This is a genomic window from Pseudochelatococcus sp. B33 (assembly GCF_053570585.1).
The window spans coordinates 89,963-109,399 of sequence record NZ_JBSEFH010000022.1 but is presented as its reverse complement, the minus strand read 5'-3'; the positions used below and the strand labels follow the sequence as shown (position 1 = coordinate 109,399).

Genomic DNA, 19,437 nt, shown 5'->3' with positions numbered 1-19,437 from the left:
GGATAAAAGGCCGCACATTGTGCGTTGGTCGGGCGGTTGGTTTTGTTGGAGTTTCTGGCTCAGCGCGCACCTTGCCACCTTCCGGCGCAAAGTGCGCGGAAATCGTAAGCCTCTCTATTTGAATGACCTTTTGCACATTGCGGAGCCGCGCCATGGCCGATGAGCGTGATTTCCGCATCCGGCCGGGGCGCATCCGCTCAACCCGCGCGCAGTCCACCAGGCCCTTCATCGCCCAGGCGCTCGCCGCCGCGAAGAAGGCGGGTGGCGGCGTGTCGCGTTCGGGCCGCATCGTCTCCGGCAATCGCTCGCGCTTCGGCCACGGCCAGCGCGCCAGTATCCAGGCCAACCGGCTGATCACGTCCCGTTCACGCGGCGCCGTGGTCAAGGCCCGCGTCGTCCGCCACTCGGCGCGTTCGGCCCCGCTCGGAACCCATCTCGACTATCTGCGCCGCGATGGCGTGACCCGCGACGGAGAAAAGGCGCGTCTGTTCGGGCCGGGAACGGAAGAGGCGGACGGCCGCGCCTTCGCCGAACGATGCGAGGATGACCGGCACCATTTTCGTTTCATCGTATCGCCCGACGACGCGGTGGAAATGTCGGATCTCAAGTCCTTCACCCGCGATCTCGTGGGCCAGATGGAACATGATCTCGGCACCCGGCTCGACTGGGTGGCCGTCGATCACTGGAACACCGCGCATCCGCATGTCCATCTGATCGTGCGCGGCGTGCACGACGACGGCCAGGATCTCGTCATTTCCCGTGACTACGTCAAGGAGGGGATGCGCGATCGCGCGCGCGATCTCATCACGCAAGAGTTGGGACCGCGTACCGACCTCGACATCCGCCGCACCATCGAAAGGCAGGTCGAGGCGGAACGCTGGACGCAACTCGATCGGCAGCTTGTCCGCGATGCAGGTAAAGTCGGCATCATAGATCTTGCCCCACGCGCGGACCGCCAGCCGGACGAGTTCCACGCGCTGAAGGTTGGCCGGCTACGCGCGCTCGAAATCCTTGGGCTTGCCGGTCAGGTCGGCCATTCGCAATGGTTCATCAAGCCCGAGGCCGAGACGGTGCTGAGGGAACTCGGCGAGCGGGGCGACATCATCAAGCGTATGCACCATGCGCTCATCGAACGCGGCATCGAACGCGGGTCGGCGCAATTTGTCCTGGCGGCCGAGAGTCTCGATGCGCCGGTCATCGGCCGCCTGGTCGAGCGCGGTCTCGACGATGAGCTGAAGGGAACGGCCTACGCCGTCGTCGACGGGGTGGACGGCCGCAGCCATCATATCAAGTTGCCGCATCTCGACGCCGCCGGCGACAGTCCGCCCGGTTCGATCGTCGAACTGCGCGCCTATGAAGATGCACACGGCGAACGCCGCGTTGCGCTCTCCGTCCGTTCGGATCTCGACATCGATCGCCAAATCACGGCCTCGGGCGCCACATGGCTCGACCGGCAGGCTGTGGCGCGCGAACCGCTGGCGCTCTCCGAGACCGGCTTCGGCGCCGAAGTGCGTCAGGCCATGGAACAGAGGGCCGATCATTTGGTCGGTGAAGGGCTGGCCGAGCGCCAGGGCCGGCGCATCGTTTTTGCCAGACGGCTGATCGACACCCTGCGCCGCCGCGAATTGGATGCACTCGGCGAGACGCTCGCCGCGCAGACCGGCACGGCGTTCAACCGTGCCGGCGGTGGCGAGTATGTCGCCGGCACCTATCGGCAGCGATTCACGCTCGCCTCCGGCCGCTTCGCCATGATCGACAACGGCCTCGGCTTTCAGCTCGTTCCCTGGTCGCCCTCCCTCGAACAGCAACTCGGCCGCCATGTCTCTGGCGTCGCCCGCAGCGACGGCGGCGTCGACTGGAGCTTCGGCCGCAAGCGGGGGCTCGGCCTCTAACTCTCAATTCCCAAGAAAGGACCATCGCCATGTCCGCGACGAAAATCCTCTGGGGGCAGATCATAATTGTCTTCCTCATCATTCTCCTGACCACCTGGGGCGCCACGCAATATGTCGGCTGGAGCCTTGGCTTTCAGACGCAACTTGGCGAGCCGTGGTTCAAGCTGTTCGGGATGCCCGTCTATTACCCGCCGGCGATCTATGTCTGGTGGTATTTCTACGATGCCTATGCGCCGGAGGTTTTCGCCAGCGGCGGGATCATCGCTGCATCCGGTGGATTCATCGCCATTGCCGTCGCCATCGGCATGTCCGTCTGGCGCGCGCGGGAAGCGAAGAACGTCGCCACCTACGGCTCCGCGCGTTGGGCCGAGACAGTCGAGGTCAAAGACGCCGGGCTGCTCGATCCCGATGGCGTCGTGCTCGGTCGATACGAGCGCGAATATCTTCGCCATGACGGGCCTGAGCATGTGCTGTGCTTTGCGCCGACCAGGAGCGGCAAAGGTGTAGGCCTCGTCGTGCCCTCACTGCTGACCTGGCCGGGCTCTGCCATTGTCCATGACATCAAGGGTGAGAACTGGCAGATCACCGCCGGCTACCGTGCCCGGCACGGCCGCGTCCTGCTGTTCGATCCGACGAACACGCGATCTTCCGCCTACAATCCGTTGCTCGAAGTCCGCCGCGGCGAATGGGAGGTGCGTGATGTTCAGAACATTGCCGACATCCTCGTCGATCCGGAGGGAAGCCTGGAAAAAAGAAATCACTGGGAAAAGACATCCCATGCCTTGTTGGTCGGCGCCATTCTCCACGTTCTCTACGCCGAAGAGGACAAGACCCTGGCCGGCGTCGCCGCTTTCCTCTCCGACCCGAAGCGCCCGATCGAGTCGACACTCGCCGCGATGATGAAGACGGCGCATCTGGGCGAAGCCGGTCCTCACCCGGTCATCGCCAGCGCCGCGCGCGAACTGCTGAACAAGAGCGACAACGAGCGCAGCGGTGTGCTCTCGACCGCGATGTCATTTTTGGGGTTGTACCGCGATCCCGTCGTCGCACAAGTGACACGCCGCTGCGACTGGCGGATCACCGACATCGTGGGCGGCAAACGTCCGGCGACGCTCTACCTTGTCGTGCCTCCGAGCGACATCAACCGGACAAAACCTCTCATTCGCTTGATCCTTAATCAAGTCGGCCGGCGCCTGACCGAGGACTTGCAGGCGAGGGCCGGGCGGCACAGGTTGTTGCTCATGCTCGACGAGTTCCCGGCCTTGGGTCGGCTGGATTTCTTCGAGTCCGCCTTGGCCTTCATGGCCGGTTATGGCCTCAAGTCCTTTTTGATCGCCCAGAGCCTCAACCAAATCGAGCGCGCCTACGGCCCGAACAACAGCATCCTGGACAACTGCCATGTCAGGGTCTCGTTCGCAACCAATGACGAAAGGACGGCGAGAAGGGTGAGCGATGCGCTCGGCACCGCCACCGAGATGAAGGCGATGAAGAACTACGCCGGGCACCGTCTGTCGCCTTGGCTCGGGCATCTGATGGTCTCGCGCTCGGAGACTGCCCGGCCATTGCTCACCCCCGGCGAAGTGATGCAACTGCCGCCATCAGACGAGATCGTCATGGTCGCCGGAACGCCGCCGATCAAGGCGAAAAAGGCGCGATACTTCGAGGATCCGCAGTTTCAGGAGCGGGTCTTGCCGCCACCAGAACTCACCCGTCCCGGTGAACCGCGCCCCGACGACTGGAGCCGTTTGCCGATCCCAGTTCGCCCGGAAAGTGGGGAGGCTCCAGCAGGCTCGGCCGCGGAAAATGAAGACCCGACAGAATCCGAGCGTCGCCATCAGCCGGAGCTTAATCGGGTGAAGCCGGTGGAGAAGAAGGCGCCGATCGAGAACGAGTTCGAGATCGATCCACCCGACGACATGGAGGAGGCGGCCACCCGAAACCGGCGTCTGACGCGCCTCATGCACGGCGTCGCACGGCAAGTTTCGCTCGATCCCAATGACGGCATGGAGCTGTGAGCGCCATGACCGGACGAAAGAAGAAGGCCCAGATTTCCGTCTATCTCGACCCGGACGTGATGACGATGCTGTCAGACTACGCCGCACGCCGGGAGCAATCGCTTTCCCAGATCGCCGAGGCCGCGATCGCGTCGTTCCTGTCACCGGACGACGCCGAGCGACGCGAGGCGGTAATCGCCAAACGCCTCGACCAGCTCGACCGCAGGATGACCCGGATGGAGCGCGATCTCGGCATCTCGGTGGAAACCCTGGCGGTCTTCATCCGCTTCTGGCTCACCACCACACCGGCATTGCCCGAACCCGCTGCGCAGGCGGCGCGCGCCAAGGCTGGAGAGCGTTACGAAGCCTTCGTAACCGCGCTCGGCCGCAGGCTCGCGCAGGGGCCAAAGTTGCGGCAGGAAATCAGCGAGGACATTGTCGATTCATCGGACGGTCAGGTCGCTTCGGGCGCAGGCGCACAGGGCGAATAGTGACCACTCCGGTGAGGTCAAGGAGATCGCAACTCCGCCGTTCTCCTGTATTTGCACGCCATGCCACTACGACGCTAAATACTTGTTGAATAGGTCGAATTTACGGCTCTTTTAATCATCCCCGTCCGGGGACTGTCTGATCCTCCCCGGCCAGGAACGGGGATCGGATGGCAGGTTCGCATCACAATTCGGAAGGCTTGGCTCGCGGCGTGCGGATGCTGCGCACCGCACTCGGCCTCGCCATTGTCCGGTTTCTGGACGACCCGGACGTTGCCGAGGTGATGCTCAATCCCGACGGCCGGTTGTGGATCGACCGCCTGTCGGGAGGGATGTCCGACACGGGCGAGCGTCTGTCCCCGTCTGACGGCGAACGCATCATCCGTTTGGTCGCCCACCATGTTGGTGCGGAGGTTCACTCCGGAGCGCCAGGGCTTTCGGCCGAGTTGCCGGAAACTGGCGAACGCTTCGAGGGGCTGTTGCCTCCAGTAGTGACCGCTCCCGCTTTCGCGATCCGCAAGCCAGCGGTCGCCGTGTTCAGCCTCGACGACTACGTTGCCGCCGGCATCATGTCGGCGGATCAGGCAGAGACGCTGCGGGGAGCCATAGTCGGCCACGCCAACATCCTCGTCGCCGGCGGAACCAGCACCGGCAAGACGACATTGGTCAATGCACTTCTGGACGAGGTTGCCAAAAGCCCCGACCGCCTTCTCATCGTCGAGGATATGCGTGAGCTGCAATCCCGATCCGAAAACAAGGTGCCTATGCGCACCAAGGACTTTATCGCCGATCTTCTCTATCTCTCCCGCCGCTCCATGCGTCTCCGGCCCGACCGCATCATCGTTGGCGAGGTGCGTGGGTCCGAAGCCCTTCAATTGCTGAAACTCTGGGGCACCGGCCATCCCGGCGGTATCGGCACCATCCACGCCAGCACGGCGATCGGCGCCCTGCGCCGGCTGGAACAACTCGTCCAGGAAGCCGTCGTTACTGTCCCGAAGACGCTCATCGCCGACACCATCGACATCGTTGCCGTGCTATCCGGCCGCGGCCCCGCGCGCCGGCTCTCCGAACTCGCCCGCGTCGAAGGGCTCGGGCCGGACGCCGACTACCGCATCGCCCCCGCGATCCCACCCGCAAACCCCAATGGAGAACAATCATGATCCAATTCCTCACGCGCGCCTGCCGCACCGTGACGACGGCCGCGACCGCCGTATTTCTCAGCCTCATCTTCGCGCCGGCGGCCCATGCCTCCGGCTCATCCATGCCGTGGGAGGCGCCGCTGCAATCCATCCTTCAGTCAATCGAAGGGCCGGTCGCCAAGATCATCGCCGTCATCATCATTATCGTCACCGGCCTGACGCTGGCCTTCGGCGACAGCTCCGGCGGCTTCCGGCGGCTGATCCAGATCGTGTTCGGTCTCAGCATCGCCTTCGCCGCTTCAAGCTTCTTCCTGTCGTTCTTTTCGTTCGGTGGCGGGGCGCTGGTCTGATGGCGGGCGGTCTCGAACAACTCGACGAGGTGCCGGGCTTCACGGTGTCGGTTCACCGCGCGCTGACCGAACACATCCTGCTCGGCGGCGCCCCGCGCTCCATCGCCATCATGAACGGCACGCTCGCCGGGGCTGTGGGCCTCGGCCTGCGCCTCTGGCTGGTCGGCCTCGCCATCTGGGCCATCGGTCATTTCGCGGCAGTCTGGGCCGCGAAGCGCGATCCGCTGTTCGTGGAAGTGGGAAGGCGACACCTGCGCATCCCCGGCCACCTCACGGTCTGAAGGAGTCTGTCGATGATGAACCTTGCCGAATACCGCAATCGCAACGCACGGCTGGCCGACTATCTGCCTTGGGCCGCGCTGGTCGGCGGGGGCGTTGTTCTGAACAAGGACGGCAGCTTCCAGCGCACCGCGCGGTTCCGCGGGCCTGATCTCGACAGCGCCGTCGCCGCCGAGTTGGTCGGCACGGCCGGCCGCATCAACAATGCCGTCCGCCGTCTCGGTTCCGGCTGGAGCCTCTTTGTCGAGGCGCAGCGCTACGAGGCCGCGAGCTACCCGGACAGTCGTTTTCCCGATGCCGCGTCGGCGCTGGTCGATGCAGAGAGGAAGGCCGATTTCGAGGAAGCCGGCACGCACTATATATCCAGCTACTTCCTGACCTTCGCCTGGCTGCCACCAGCCGAAGATGCTGCCCGCGCCGAAAGCTGGCTCTACGAGGGCCGCGAGCAAGGCGGCGTCGATCCGTTCGAGGCCCTGCGCGGCTTCACGGATCGCACCGATCGCGTGCTGGCGCTGCTCGACGGCTTCATGCCGGAATGCCACTGGCTCGACGATAGCGAGACGCTGACCTACCTACACTCAACCATTTCTACCAACCGGCACCGCGTCCGCGTTCCCGAGACGCCGATGTATCTCGATGCCCTCCTGGCCGATCAGTCTCTGACTGGCGGGCTGGAGCCGCGCCTCGGCAACACGCATCTGCGCATTCTCACGATTGTCGGTTTTCCGACCGCAACCACGCCCGGCATCCTCGATGAGCTGAACAAGCTCGCCTTTCCCTATCGCTGGTCGACGCGCGCGATCCTGCTGGACAAGACCGACGCCATCCGGCTGCTCACCCGCATCCGTCGCCAGTGGTTTGCGAAACGCAAGTCGATCGCCGCCATCTTAAAAGAAGTGATGACCAACGAGGCGTCCGTCCTCGTGGATACCGATGCCGCGAACAAGGCGGCCGATGCGGACATCGCGCTTCAGGAACTCGGCGCCGACTATGCCGGCATGGCCTATGTCACGGCGACAATCGCCGTCTGGGACACCGATCCCCGTCTGGCAGACGAAAAGCTCCGCCTTGTCGAAAAGACAGTTCAGAGCCGCGATTTCACGGCGATGCCGGAAACCATCAATGCGGTCGATGCCTGGCTCGGCTCACTGCCGGGGCATGTTTACGCCAATGTCCGTCAGCCACCGATCTCGACGCTCAATCTCGCCCACATGATCCCCCTCAGTGCCGTGTGGGCGGGGCCGGAACGGGACAGCCATCTCGGTGCGCCGCCCTTGCTCTTTGGCAAGACCGAAGGAAGCACCCCGTTCCGGCTTTCCATTCACGTCGGCGATGTCGGGCATACGCTTGTTGTCGGCCCGACCGGATCGGGCAAAAGTGTGTTGCTCGCCTGCATGGCGCTCCAGTTCAGGCGCTATGAGCGGAGCCAGGTTTTCGCTTTCGATTTCGGGGGCTCGATCCGGGCCGCAGCCCTCGCCATGGGCGGCGACTGGCATGATCTTGGAGGTGATCTCACCGAGGGAGACGCCTTTTCCGTTTCGCTCCAGCCGCTTGCGCGCATCCATGATGTGCCGGAACGCGCTTGGGCGGCCGACTGGATCGTCTCCATCCTGACCCGCGAGAACATCGCGATCACGCCGGATGTCAAGGAACATATCTGGACGGCGCTGACCTCTCTCGCTTCGGCACCGGTCGAGGAACGCACCATCACCGGCCTGACGGTGCTGCTGCAATCGAACGACCTGAAACAAGCCTTGCGCCCGTATTGCGTCGGCGGTCCCTACGGCCGCCTGCTCGATGCCGAAACCGAACACCTCGGCAGTGCGTCGGTGCAGGCGTTCGAGATCGAGGGGCTAGTCGGCACAGGCGCCGCGCCGGCCGTCCTGTCCTATCTGTTCCACCGCATCGGCAACCGGCTCGACGGCTCGCCGACCTTGCTCATCATCGATGAGGGCTGGTTGGCGCTGGACGACGAAGCCTTTTCCGGACAGTTGCGGGAATGGCTGAAAACCCTGCGCAAGAAGAATGCATCGGTCATCTTCGCCACGCAGTCGCTGTCCGACATCGACAATTCTGCCATCGCCCCCGCGATCATCGAAAGTTGCCTGACACGGCTTCTTCTTCCGAACGAGCGTGCCGTCGAACCGCAGATCACCGCCATCTATCAGCGATTTGGCTTGAACGCGCGGCAGATCGAGATCCTCGCGCGGGCCGCGCCGAAGAAAGACTACTACTGCCAGAGCCGCAGCGGGAATCGTCTGTTCGAGCTGGGCCTGTCCGAAGTCGGGCTGGCGCTCACGGCCGCCTCCTCGAAATCCGACCAGTCCGCCATCGCCCGCGTCTTCGCCGAGCACGGCCGGGACGGCTTCCTAGCCGCCTGGCTTCGCCTGCGCGGCGTCGACTGGGCCGCGGACCTCATTCCCGACCTCGCAAATCTCATCCCCCAGCCCGACAAGGAGGCTTCATCATGAAAACCCGTCATTCCCGCGCGGCCTTGCTTGCCGCATCTTTTCTTGCCCTCTCAGGCCCGGCTTCGCTGGTTCTGGCGCCGCCGGCTTCCGCTGCCTGGATCGTGTTCGATCCGAGGAATTACATCGAGAATGTCCTGTCGGCCGCGAGATCGCTGGAGCAGATCAACAACCAAATCCAGTCGCTTCAGAACGAGGCGCAATCGCTCATCAACCAGGCCCGCAATCTGGCGAGCCTGCCATATTCCTCGCTCCAGCAGCTCCAGCAGTCCGTTCAGCGCACACAGCAGCTTCTGCAGCAGGCGCAGAATATCGCCTTCGACGTCCAGCAGATCGACCAGGCGTTCCAGCAGCAATATGGCAACGTCTCGCTGACGACGAGCCAACAGCAGCTCGTCGCCGACGCCCGCTCGCGCTGGCAGAACACGGTCGGCGGCCTTCGAGACGCTCTCCGCGTTCAGGCCGGCGTCGTGGGCAACATCGAGACCAACCGCGCCGAGATGTATGCGCTCGTCGGCCAGAGCCAGGGCGCAACCGGAGCGCTGCAAGCCACTCAGGCCGGCAATCAATTGTTGGCCCTTCAGGCGCAACAGCTTTCCGACCTGATCGCGCTGATTTCGGCCAATGGCCGCGCCGAAGCGCTCACCGAGGCCGAACGCACCGCCGCCGCCGAACAGGGCCGCGAGCAGCGCCGCCGCTTCCTAACGCCGGGCAGCGGGTATCAGCCAGGCAATGCGCAGATGTTCAACAACGGCAATTGACCGACGGAGGGGCGCCTATGGACGGCAAGATGCTGGCCCGGCTCGCGGCGGTCGTGTTCGTCGCCATCGCCATCACCGCCACAGCGATCGAGATGACCCGCACGGAGGAGCCGCCGACGTCCCGCTCGGCCGTTTCCGCCGAACCATCGCGCGATCCACTGCGCGAGAAGCAGCGTCGGTGCCAGCGTCTCGGCGAAGCGGCCGCAAGCGACCCCGAATGCCTGCGCGTCTGGGCCGAGAGCCGCGACCGCTTCCTCGGCCGGGCCTCTGCACCCGCCGCACCACAGACCGCGGAAGGACAGTGATCCGATGGGCGGCACCGGCGTAATCGACTCGTTTCTCGGGGTTTTCACATCCTACATAGACTCCGGCTTCGGCCTGCTTGGCGGAGAAGTCGCCTTCATCGCCACCACCCTGATCGTCGTCGACGTCACCTTAGCCTCGTTGTTCTGGGCCTGGGGCGCGGATGACGATATCATCGCCCGGCTGGTGAAGAAAACCCTGTTCGTCGGCATGTTCGCCTACATCATCGGCAACTGGTCGAATCTCGCCCGCATCGTCTTCGAGAGCTTCGCCAGCCTTGGCCTCAAAGGCTCGGGCACCAGCTTCTCGGTCGCTGACCTCATGCGCCCCGGAAAGGTGGCGCAGGTCGGCCTCGACGCCGGACGGCCACTGCTGGAATCCATCAGCGATTTGATGGGATGGATCGCGTTCTTCGAGAATTTCATCCAGATCGCTTGCTTGTTATTCGCCTGGGCCTTGGTCTTGTTGGCCTTCTTTATTCTGGCGATCCAACTATTTGTCAGTTTAATTGAGTTCAAGCTCACCACTCTCGCCGGATTCGTGTTGATTCCGTTTGGCCTCTTCGGGAAAACGGCTTTCATGGCCGAAAGAGTCTTGGGGAACGTGATCTCCTCGGGCATCAAGGTTCTGGTGCTGGCCGTAATCATAGGAATCGGCTCGACACTGTTTTCGCAGTTCACCGCTGGCTCCGGTGGCGCGACGCCGACCATTGACGACGCCATGGCGATCGTGCTGGCCGCCCTGTCGCTGGTCGGATTGGGAATATTCGGGCCGGGAATTGCGAACGGCATCGTTTCCGGAGGCCCTCAGCTTGGCGCTGGCGCGGCCGTCGGCACCGGCCTTGCGGTCGGCGGGGCGGCCGTCGCGGCCGGTGGCGCAACCATGCTCGCCGCAAAAGGTGGAGCGGCCGCACTCTCCGGTGGAGCTGCGGCCGTCCGGGGCGGTGCGGCTGCCGCCGGTGCGACGTCGACCGCCTACAGTCTCGGTTCCATGGGCCAATCCGGTGCAGCCGGTGTCGCCTCCGGTCTCGGCGGCGTTGCGCGCGCGGCCGGATCGGCGGCCGTCTCGCCCCTGAAGCGCGCAGCAAGCCGTGCCGCGGAAAGTGTCAAATCCAGCTTCTCCGATGGCGCGAAGGCAGGGTTCAGCGCGACGGGCGGCACCTCGACCATGGGCACCGTCGCCGGCGCAGCCGGTGCATCCCCTGCTTCCCCGGCGCCCGCTGATGGCCCGCCCGCCTGGGCGCAACGTATGCGGCGCAGTCAGGCGATCAGCCACGGCGTCAGCTCTGCCGCCCATGCCGTCCGTTCCGGCGACAGCCATGGCTCCGGCTCCTCCGTCAATCTCTCCGAAAGCGACCGCTCATGAGCTTCTTCAAACGACCCGCCGCGCATTACGGCAAGACACCTGAACCGGAAACACCTTATCAGCGTGCAGCACAGGCTTGGGACGACCGCATCGGATCGGCGCGGGTTCAGGCCCGCAACTGGCGATACATGGCCTTCGGCAGCCTGATCCTGTCCGCCGGCTTCGCCGCAGCCCTTGTCTCGCAGTCGGCGCACGGGACTGTCGTGCCCTGGGTGGTTCAGGTCGATCGGCTCGGCCAGGCGCAGACCGTCGCCCCCGCCACGGCCGACTACCGCCCGACCGATCCGCAGATCGCCTGGCATCTCGGCCGCTTCATCGAGCAGGTCCGCGCCATCCCGGCCGACGCCATCATCGTCCGCCAGAACTGGCTCCGGGCCTATGAATGGACCACGGATCGCGGGGCGGCAGCGCTCAACGACTATGCCCGCGCCAACGATCCGTTCACGAAGGTCGGTCGCCAGCAGGTTGCCGTCGAGGTCTCCAGCGTCATCCGCGCCTCGCCGGATTCGTTCAGGATCGCCTGGACGGAACGCCATTACGAGAACGGCCAGCTCTCCCGAACCGAGCGCTGGACCGCGATCCTGACCATCGTGATCCAGACCCCGCGCGATACCGAGCGGCTCCGGACGAATCCCTTGGGAATCTACGTCAACGCCATCAACTGGTCGCGGGAGTTGGGCCAATGAGCGCGATGTTCCGCCAATCCGCATTTCCGGCTTTACGCAAATCCGCGATCGCGGTTGTCCTTCTTTCCGCATCCATGCTGGCCGGTTGCGCGACCTACAAGCCGCCGCAGATCAGCTACGACGCGGACGTGCTACCTTTGCCGGCCGTGCCCGCCGCCGTCACCGACGAGCGGCCGCGCCCCTTGCATGTTCCGCCCGCCTGGACGCCGAGCCGGGGCGGCAATGCCGCAAGCACCCCGGCCGGCCGCGTCACCAACGCTAATGCCGCCGCCCGTGTCGAGCCGCGCCGCGAGGGTTATTACAATTCCATTCAGATCTACCCGTGGAGCGAAGGCGCACTGTATCAGGTCTATGCGGCGCCCGGCCAGATCACCAATATCGCGCTTGAGCCGGGGGAAAACCTGACCGGTGCCGGCCCGATCGCGGCCGGCGACACCGCTCGCTGGATCATCGGCGACACCGAGAGCGGTTCGGGCGTGACCCGTCGCGTGCATGTGCTGGTCAAACCGACGCGCGCCGACATCTCGACCAATCTGGTTATCACTACTGACCGGCGCACCTACATGATCGAGCTGCGCTCGGGCGAGAACCCCTACATGCCGGCCATCGCCTGGGCCTACCCGACGCCTCCCGCGTCCCAGCGTCAGGCAGCGCCCGCCACCCCGATCATTCCAGCCGCCGCGGCGCGTAACTACCGCTACAACCTCACGGGCGCCACGCCGCCCTGGCGGCCGGTCGCGGTCTATGACGACGGCCGCCGAGTCTATATCGTTTTCCCGCGCGGCATCGCGCAGGGGGAGCTTCCGCCCCTGTTCGTCCTCGGCCCGGAGGGCGAGGCGCAGATCGTCAACAGCCGTATCCACCAGAATATCCTGATCGTCGATCGCATCTTCGCGGCCGCTGAGCTGCGCCTCGGCAGTGGCGAGCGCCAGCAGACCGTCAGGATCGTGCGCACCGACGGGAGGCCCGCGTCATGAGCGATACCGAGAACACGCCAGAAGACAGCGTGCCGCTGACCGGCGCCGCAAGCGATTCAGCCTCCGCCATGCGCCTGCGCGCCGAAGCGCCGCGCGTCACCCGCCTGTCGCGCAAGGTGCTGGCCGGCCTTGGCGTCGTCGCCGGCCTCGGCATCGGCGGAGCGCTGATCTATGCTCTCCAGACCCGCGATCCCGGAGCCGGCGGCGAGGAACTCTATTCCACAGAGAATAGGCCAACGGCCGATGGTCTTGCCGGCCTGCCGCGCGATTATACCGGCCCTGTGCTCGGGCCGCCGCTGCCGGGAGACCTGGGCGGGCCGATCCTCGACGCACAGAACCGGGGCCAGCCCGTCGCTCCGCCACCCATGACGACCCCCGCCGTCGATCAGGCGGAACAGCGGCGGCTTGCCGAGGAAGAGGCCGCACGCCTGAGCCGTGTCTTCTTCCAGACCGAGGCCCGTCCAGGTGCGGCCACCGGCACGCTCGCCGGCGGTGCGAACCCGAGCTTCGCCGGACTCGGCCTTGCCGGCCAGACCGGAATACCCACCGCGCAGGATCGGCAATTGGCCTTCCTCAATGCGGCTGTCGATCGACGCACGGTCGCCCCCGATCGCGTCGCCCCCCCGGCATCGCCCTATGTGCTTCAGGCAGGTTCAGTCATCCCAGCCGCGCTCATCACCGGCATCCGCTCCGATCTTCCCGGCCAGATCACCGCCCAGATAACCGAAAACATCTACGATAGCCCGACCGGCAATATCCTGCTCGTGCCCCAGGGCGCTCGCCTGATCGGCGAATACAGCAACGACGTCGGCTTCGGGCAGCGCCGCGTCCTGCTCGTCTGGAACCGGATCATCCTGCCCAACGGCCGCTCCATCGTGCTGGAACGCCAGCCCGGCGCCGACACGCAGGGCTACGCGGGGCTTGAGGATGGCGTCGATTACCATTGGTGGGACATCGCCAAGGCCGCCGGTCTTTCGACCCTGCTCGCGGTCGGGACGGAACTGGCCGTCGACGACGATGACAGGCTGCTTCGAGCCATACGTAACGGCGCACAGGACACGATCAACGATGCCGGTCAGGAAATCGTCCGCCGCCAACTCAATGTCGCGCCGACGCTGACGATCAGGCCCGGCTTCCCCGTCCGCGTGGTCGTTACCCGCGATCTTGTCCTCGAACCCTACAGGGGCTGATCATGGCGAAACTGAAACTTGGTCCCCTCGCCGACGACAAACCCGTGAAGGTCACGGTGGAGTTGCCCGCATCACTCCATCGAGACCTTGTAGTGTATGCCGAAATTCTCGCCCGAAACGCCGGTGAGGTTGCGCCGTATGATCCGGCGAAGCTCATCGTCCCAATGCTTCAGCAGTTCATGGCCACTGACAAGGGATTCAGCAGGGCGAAACGATCCTCTGAATAGAGATCCTGCAATATCCTGCGCATCATGATACAAGAATACTAGCACGGCCGAGGTAGGAGCTACTTACCAGTGGCAATCTGTTCGTCTGAGAGAGTGCGGGCAAGGCTGAGAAGGCGCCGGCATGCGGGATTGTCGTTTGTCGGCGACCATACTGTGCAAAACGGAACCGTCTCGCTTGCAAGTTGGCGATATAGCACGCCCGGAAAAAGCATTGCGGTAGCCGCCTCGCTGACCAGAGTCAGATTTCCACCACTAGCGACCATTTGCATGAGGTTGTCTCGATAAACCGCCTGCACCTTAACTGATGGTTGATGCCCCGGTTCCGACAGGTGTTTTATTAGAAAATCATGAATTTCAGGGCCTGGCCACGTCTCGCAAACTACAAACCGCCGCCCTTGCAGTTCTCTCCAAGTGATGCTTTCATGCACAGCTAGGTTGTCATCCTCGGGCATTGCAACAAAAACCTGTTCGCTCCATAGCTGCCTAGTCTCGCAGCCGCTGACATGCGGTGATCCAGTAAGAAATGCGACATCCAACTGATGTGTGCGTATGGCTTGGATGTGCTCTAACGGAGTGCCTTCAATGAACTCAAGGCGCACTTTCGGATGACTATTAGTATAATTTTCGATTAAGCTTGTCATAAAATTTGAAGCAAGGGACACTGAAATTCCAACGTGTATCCTTCCTTCATCTCCCTGGCCTGCAGACGCGACATCTTTTCCCGCAGATTTGATATGCTTCATGGCGCGCCTCGCCCGTTGTAGGAAAAGCTCACCGGCGTATGTCAGACGTACCCCATTCGACTGCCTGATGAATAGCGCAGCACCAATGTTATCCTCTACATCCCGAATGCGTCGGCTCACTGCTGACACTTGCACACCTATGGCTGCGGCAGCCAGCCGAAAGCTTCCATGTTCGGCTGCCGCGATAACATATCGGAGATGACGTACTTCGATGTCCGAGTGCTTCGTCCACATCTTCAGCCTCTACAATAGTGGATGGCCATGCAAGCGGGCGTTCGAGGCTCGCGAAACATAGCTCTCGAGAACGAACTGTTGAGCTGATTCGATACTCAATTCGTTTGGAGAACGATTCAGCCCTTTCGAGAAACAAACGATCGCGTGCAACTGCTGTCCTTTTACGACCTCAGTATCAACGGCTGGCTGTCAGGGGATATACGACACCGCCCGCTTGACAAGTTATTGCACGCCCCCCGAAATGGGTCAGCGCCTAAGTCAGCTCGTCGTGCATTGCCAGCGAGCTTTGACCGGCATTGTAACTGCGGATGACCGGCTGGGGTGCGTAGAGCGAATCTGAAAGCTTGAGCGCTTGCCTCATCCGATGCCTTGTTGCTGCTGACACTTCGAATACGCCGCAACACACCGGAAAACGGCCGAAACCGTTCGCATGCCCGATCTCATCGAACTTGAGGCCCGCGCGTCGGTAGATTCTCCGCATGTGGGGCTCGTAGTTCGAAATTAGGGTATGTATTCCGTAATGAAGTGCACACTCACATAGCGCCAGAAGTAGCATGCTGAAAGCGCGTCTCGGATCGAGGTCCGGAAAATCGGCGAGAATTGCAGTTTCATCAACACACATTCTTGTCCCTTCCCAGATCCCGGGTCCGATAAGGGAGATGTCAGGGAAGGTCGACCGAAATACGTCATATAGAAGAGTCGGACCGGTCGTCGGTAACAGGCGCACGCTACCGTAGAGATGATCGGCTTGTTCGTCGCACCAAATGAGATAGGCAGGCCCAAGATTATCGTAACTGTCGCGCTCGTATGGACCTGTAACCTCCACTTTCCATCTCAGTTGATCGACAAATATCCTTTTTCTAAGACGGAATGATTGATCGATAAGGTGGGCGTATTTATTGTATTCATTCTTCTGGATGACAATAAACATCATATCCTCCAACCGGTGATTGGTGGATAAACAATGCAGTATGAAAGTTCGCGATGAAATTCCCTCATATGAGTACCCTCATATGAGGGTATAGGATCACAAAGTAATGAGGCGCAGATGCAATGCGAGCGTCGCGGCAGATGAAATTGTCACGCATCCAAGCTTTATTCGTGCTGATTTCAGGTAACTCCGCGCTGTATGATCGGATATGCCAAGTATGAGCGCGATTTCCTTGTATCCTTTGCCAAGTGCTGTCCAATGAAGGCATTCCAGTTCGCGCGGGCTCAAAGACGGTGCAGGATCTCGTTCACCATACAGCTCAAGGACGGCCTTCTGGTGAACGAGTAATGCAAGCTCTACCCATTCTTCCTTATGGCGATTTACTGTTCTGTTCCAGATGGATGGCGCCTTCATACTATTCATCGATAGCAAGGCGCGACGTCGTACTTTATCAACAATAGGTATTGAAAATCCATTCTCTCCGATTCCGTGACGTTGTGCATCTTGAAAAAATTCATAGGCGTCAGGTGGAATTTCGATTTCGGGCCAGTGGAACGGTAATTGTCGTAAAAATCCCTCCTTTACAATTGGATCAACCTTGACATACCCATTCAACAAGTAACGTGAAACCCATTCATCAGGATAATTGGTCCGGACGAACGGGGAGTCTACTGAATCGATAATGGTCTGGGCGAAGTGATATGTTACAAAATCGATGTTGTAGATTTTTGACAGGCTTACAATTGCCTCTCCAACGGTCGAGGCAGCTTCGGTTGCGTAATACGCCTGCTCAAAAAGACTTTGACGACGTGTCATTTTCATCCGCTGCGAAGGGCGGCACTCCATGCTTGGGTTGCCATCTGAACTGGGTCCCACGGGCTGCTCAATGGCGGGGTGTAGCTGAGGTCAAGATCGCTTGCCGCCTCGACGCTCATCCCGTGATGAATGGCGGCCGCAAATATGTCGACTCGCTTGGAAACCTCGGTCCCATAGTGTCCGATGATCTGCGCTCCGAGCAGGCGCTGGGTGGCACGGTCGCCCGTCACCCGGATCGTCATCTCCCTGGCGCCGGGGTAGTAGACCTTGTGGTCCCATACGACGGAATCGATGGAAAGCGGGTCGAATCCGGCATTTGCCGCGTCCCAGTCGTGGAAGCCGGTGCGTGCAACGACGTACTCGAACAGGCGAACCGATTGGGTGCCGAGACTGCCCTCGAATTGCCGGTCGCCGCCCACGGCGTTCTCGCCGGCAATCCTTCCCTGTTTGTGTGCGGTCGTTCCAAGAGGCAGATAGGCGTTCTCCCGGGTAATCCGATGCCACGTCTCGACGCAGTCACCGGCCGCGTAGATGTCGGGGATATTGGTTTCCATCCGCCGGTTAACCTGCAGCGCCCTCTTGAAGCCAAGGGTGACGCCTGCTGCCTCCGCAAGCCGCGTTTCGGGTCGGGCGCCGACAGCGACAAGAACCATGTCCGTCGGCAGCGAGAAGCCGTTCGGGCCATCCAGGCGCAGTCCCGTGCCATCCCGCGAAATCGACGAGATCGCCTGACCGGCGGCGATATGAATTCCGTTGCGCCGAAGTTCGTCACCGACCTTCTGTCCCAGGTCGGAGTCGATTGTCGTCATGACGCTCGGCGCCATTTCCACCACCGTGACGTCAATGCCGCGCCGCGTAAGCGCCTCGGACATTTCAAGCCCAATATAGCCTCCGCCGATAATGGCGATGCTCCGCGGCTTGGCTTCCTCCAGGTGCTTCTCGAAGGCGAAAGTGTCGTCCATCCATCGCAGCAGGAAAACTCCCGGCAGATCAAGGCCGGGAAGCGGCGGCCGTATCGATGTCGCTCCTGTGCCGATGACAAGCTTGTCATAACGGTGTTCGACTATGCGTCCGCTGCTGTCCCTGGTCGTCACCTGATGACTGGCAGGATCGATGCCTTCCACCGCATGGTCCAGCAGCAGCTCGACGCCGAGCGCTTCGATGTCGGCAGCCTTGCGGTGAGCAAGGTTGGTAGCTTCTCCCACCTCACCGCTGAGGAAGTACGGGATGCCACAAATGCTGAAGTTCGGATAACGGTCTGCAGTGGCAATTGTGACATGCCAATCTGGAGCGAGTTCGCGTGCTCGAAGGGCGGCGCTAATGCCGGCATCGCTTCCGCCGATAATGAAGAGTCGAGGCATGATAACTCCGTCAGAGGTTCCGATTTGCTGCTGCATTCCGATTTCGTGGCTGCGGGAGACTCCTGCTCGCGAATGACGACAATAACATAACAAATTGCCATTTTTCTGGAAATCTGGATTTCCAGAAATAATCTGGCTTTTTGCATCGACCTGATTGCCGTTCATTTCGGTTGCTGTAGCCATGATGCAGCGCGCCCCGCTCCCCACCGCCAACAGGTAAAACTTCCGCTACGAATCGCTTCTCATGCACTTACCGAAGGGATTTCCCTTGCTTCGATCCCGCGCGTTTGCTACCCAATATCTCAACATTAATTGAGGCGTGGAACAATGGAAGAAAAGCAAGCCCTCGATGCTTTCGGCGCCCTTTCGCAGGAGACGCGGCTGCGTATCGTCCGGTTGCTAGTGGCTGCCGGTCCCGAGGGTATGCCCGCAGGGGCCATCGGCGAGGCGCTGGGAGGCGCGTCCTCCTCGCGCCTGTCGTTTCACCTCAGCCACCTCGAACATGCCGGTCTCGCCCGGTCTCGCCGGGAGGGGCGGCTGATCATCTACAGCGCCGTCTATCCGGCGCTTTCCAGCCTCATCCAGTTTCTCATGCGCGATTGCTGCCAGGGCCATCCGGAGGTGTGTACGCCAGCCATCTCGGCCCTGTCCTCCTGCTGCCTTTCAACTACTGGGGAAAACGCCCATGCTTGAGCCGTCCTTGCAAGTCCGTGTATTCAACGTTCTCTTTCTTTGCACCGGCAATTCCGCCCGTTCCATCTTCGCCGAAAGCATCCTGAACAAGGATGGCGAAGGCCGTTTCCATGCCTTCTCGGCGGGCAGTCATCCAAGAGGCGACGTGCATCCCTTGACGTTGGAGACGCTGGAGAGCTTCGAGTACCCGACCGAGGGATTGCATTCGAAGAGTTGGGACGAGTTTGGTCAGCCCGACGCTCCGGTGATGGATTTCGTATTCACGGTCTGTGACAACGCTGCCGGCGAAGTCTGCCCCGTCTGGCCCGGACAGCCGATGACCGCCCATTGGGGCATCGAGGATCCGGTTGCAGTTGAGGGAACCGACATCGAGAAGCGGACCGCTTTCGTGACGGCGCTTCGCTATCTGAAGAACCGGATCTCCATTTTTGCCGCACTGCCGATCGAGAGTCTCGACCGCACATCGCTCAAGGCCAAAGTGACGGAAATCGGTCGCATCGAAGGTGCGACCGATTTCCGCCCTGATATCGCATGAGGTCA

The 19,437-nt window shown here is 62.1% G+C and carries 20 protein-coding genes and 1 pseudogene; 16 read left to right on the top strand and 5 right to left on the bottom strand.

Annotation, left to right across the window (positions count from 1 at the left end; translation table 11 throughout):
- Positions 1-152: 152 nt before the first annotated feature.
- From ACUSIJ_RS22175 to ACUSIJ_RS22110, 14 genes are all read left to right on the top strand, one after another.
- Entirely contained in the window at positions 153-1,892 is a 1,740-nt protein-coding gene (locus tag ACUSIJ_RS22175; protein WP_449310601.1) for a relaxase/mobilization nuclease domain-containing protein, read from the top strand.
- A 29-nt stretch (positions 1,893-1,921) separates the two neighbouring features.
- Entirely contained in the window at positions 1,922-3,907 is a 1,986-nt protein-coding gene (locus ACUSIJ_RS22170) for a conjugal transfer protein TraG (protein WP_449310600.1), read from the top strand.
- A 5-nt stretch (positions 3,908-3,912) separates the two neighbouring features.
- Positions 3,913-4,377, top strand: a complete 465-nt coding sequence (locus ACUSIJ_RS22165; RefSeq protein ID WP_449310599.1) for a CopG family transcriptional regulator — start codon at positions 3,913-3,915, stop codon at positions 4,375-4,377.
- 167 nt (positions 4,378-4,544) lie between these two features.
- Positions 4,545-5,534, top strand: coding sequence for a P-type conjugative transfer ATPase TrbB (gene trbB / locus ACUSIJ_RS22160; protein ID WP_449310598.1), 990 nt, complete (start codon positions 4,545-4,547; stop codon positions 5,532-5,534).
- Positions 5,531-5,863, top strand: a complete 333-nt coding sequence (locus ACUSIJ_RS22155; protein WP_449310597.1) for a TrbC/VirB2 family protein — start codon at positions 5,531-5,533, stop codon at positions 5,861-5,863. The genes trbB and ACUSIJ_RS22155 overlap by 4 nt, the downstream gene beginning before the upstream one ends.
- Positions 5,863-6,144, top strand: a complete 282-nt coding sequence (locus ACUSIJ_RS22150; protein ID WP_183754292.1) for a VirB3 family type IV secretion system protein — start codon at positions 5,863-5,865, stop codon at positions 6,142-6,144. The genes ACUSIJ_RS22155 and ACUSIJ_RS22150 overlap by 1 nt, the downstream gene beginning before the upstream one ends.
- Positions 6,145-6,156: 12 nt before the next feature.
- Entirely contained in the window at positions 6,157-8,613 is a 2,457-nt protein-coding gene (trbE, locus tag ACUSIJ_RS22145) for a conjugal transfer protein TrbE (protein WP_449310596.1), read from the top strand.
- Positions 8,610-9,371 (top strand): P-type conjugative transfer protein TrbJ, encoded by a 762-nt coding sequence (gene trbJ / locus ACUSIJ_RS22140; RefSeq protein ID WP_183754294.1) that lies wholly within the window; start codon positions 8,610-8,612, stop codon positions 9,369-9,371. The genes trbE and trbJ overlap by 4 nt, the downstream gene beginning before the upstream one ends.
- A 17-nt stretch (positions 9,372-9,388) precedes the next feature.
- Positions 9,389-9,676: a putative entry exclusion protein TrbK-alt gene (gene trbK-alt / locus ACUSIJ_RS22135; protein ID WP_449310595.1), complete on the top strand. Its 288-nt coding sequence runs from the start codon at positions 9,389-9,391 to the stop codon at positions 9,674-9,676.
- A 4-nt stretch (positions 9,677-9,680) separates the two neighbouring features.
- Complete coding sequence (gene trbL, locus ACUSIJ_RS22130) at positions 9,681-11,039, top strand: P-type conjugative transfer protein TrbL (protein ID WP_449310594.1); 1,359 nt, start codon at positions 9,681-9,683, stop codon at positions 11,037-11,039.
- Complete coding sequence (gene trbF, locus ACUSIJ_RS22125) at positions 11,036-11,725, top strand: conjugal transfer protein TrbF (protein ID WP_449310593.1); 690 nt, start codon at positions 11,036-11,038, stop codon at positions 11,723-11,725. The genes trbL and trbF overlap by 4 nt, the downstream gene beginning before the upstream one ends.
- Positions 11,722-12,702, top strand: a complete 981-nt coding sequence (gene trbG / locus ACUSIJ_RS22120; RefSeq protein WP_449310592.1) for a P-type conjugative transfer protein TrbG — start codon at positions 11,722-11,724, stop codon at positions 12,700-12,702. Before trbF ends, trbG begins: the two co-directional genes overlap by 4 nt.
- On the top strand, positions 12,699-13,892 hold the full coding sequence (locus ACUSIJ_RS22115) for a TrbI/VirB10 family protein (RefSeq protein ID WP_183754302.1): 1,194 nt from the start codon (positions 12,699-12,701) through the stop codon (positions 13,890-13,892). Before trbG ends, ACUSIJ_RS22115 begins: the two co-directional genes overlap by 4 nt.
- A 2-nt stretch (positions 13,893-13,894) precedes the next feature.
- A complete protein-coding gene (locus ACUSIJ_RS22110) occupies positions 13,895-14,119 on the top strand; it encodes a DUF2274 domain-containing protein (protein ID WP_183754304.1) in 225 nt (74 codons plus the stop codon).
- Between the two features lie 59 nt (positions 14,120-14,178).
- Here ACUSIJ_RS22110 and ACUSIJ_RS22105 read toward each other — a convergent pair whose 3' ends face one another.
- From ACUSIJ_RS22105 to ACUSIJ_RS22085, 5 genes and pseudogenes are all read right to left on the bottom strand, one after another.
- Positions 14,179-14,862: a LysR family substrate-binding domain-containing protein gene (locus ACUSIJ_RS22105; protein WP_246375052.1), complete on the bottom strand. Its 684-nt coding sequence runs from the start codon at positions 14,860-14,862 to the stop codon at positions 14,179-14,181.
- Between the two features lie 39 nt (positions 14,863-14,901).
- A pseudogene (locus tag ACUSIJ_RS22100) lies at positions 14,902-15,096 on the bottom strand (helix-turn-helix domain-containing protein); the annotation flags it as partial.
- 253 nt (positions 15,097-15,349) lie between these two features.
- Positions 15,350-16,027: an acyl-homoserine-lactone synthase gene (locus ACUSIJ_RS22095; RefSeq protein WP_183754309.1), complete on the bottom strand. Its 678-nt coding sequence runs from the start codon at positions 16,025-16,027 to the stop codon at positions 15,350-15,352.
- Positions 16,028-16,123: 96 nt separating this feature from the next.
- Positions 16,124-16,849, bottom strand: a complete 726-nt coding sequence (locus ACUSIJ_RS22090; RefSeq protein ID WP_449310603.1) for a helix-turn-helix transcriptional regulator — start codon at positions 16,847-16,849, stop codon at positions 16,124-16,126.
- A complete protein-coding gene (locus ACUSIJ_RS22085) occupies positions 16,846-18,387 on the bottom strand; it encodes an FAD-dependent oxidoreductase (protein ID WP_449310591.1) in 1,542 nt (513 codons plus the stop codon). Before ACUSIJ_RS22085 ends, ACUSIJ_RS22090 begins: the two co-directional genes overlap by 4 nt.
- A 144-nt stretch (positions 18,388-18,531) precedes the next feature.
- Here ACUSIJ_RS22085 and ACUSIJ_RS22080 point away from each other — a divergent pair, with 144 nt between their 5' ends.
- Together ACUSIJ_RS22080 and ACUSIJ_RS22075 are read left to right on the top strand one after the other, a co-directional pair.
- The gene (locus ACUSIJ_RS22080) at positions 18,532-18,897 is read left to right on the top strand and encodes an ArsR/SmtB family transcription factor (RefSeq protein ID WP_449310590.1); all 366 of its coding nucleotides are present in this window, start codon (positions 18,532-18,534) and stop codon (positions 18,895-18,897) included.
- Entirely contained in the window at positions 18,890-19,432 is a 543-nt protein-coding gene (locus tag ACUSIJ_RS22075; RefSeq protein ID WP_449310589.1) for an arsenate reductase ArsC, read from the top strand. Before ACUSIJ_RS22080 ends, ACUSIJ_RS22075 begins: the two co-directional genes overlap by 8 nt.
- Positions 19,433-19,437 lie beyond the last annotated feature (5 nt).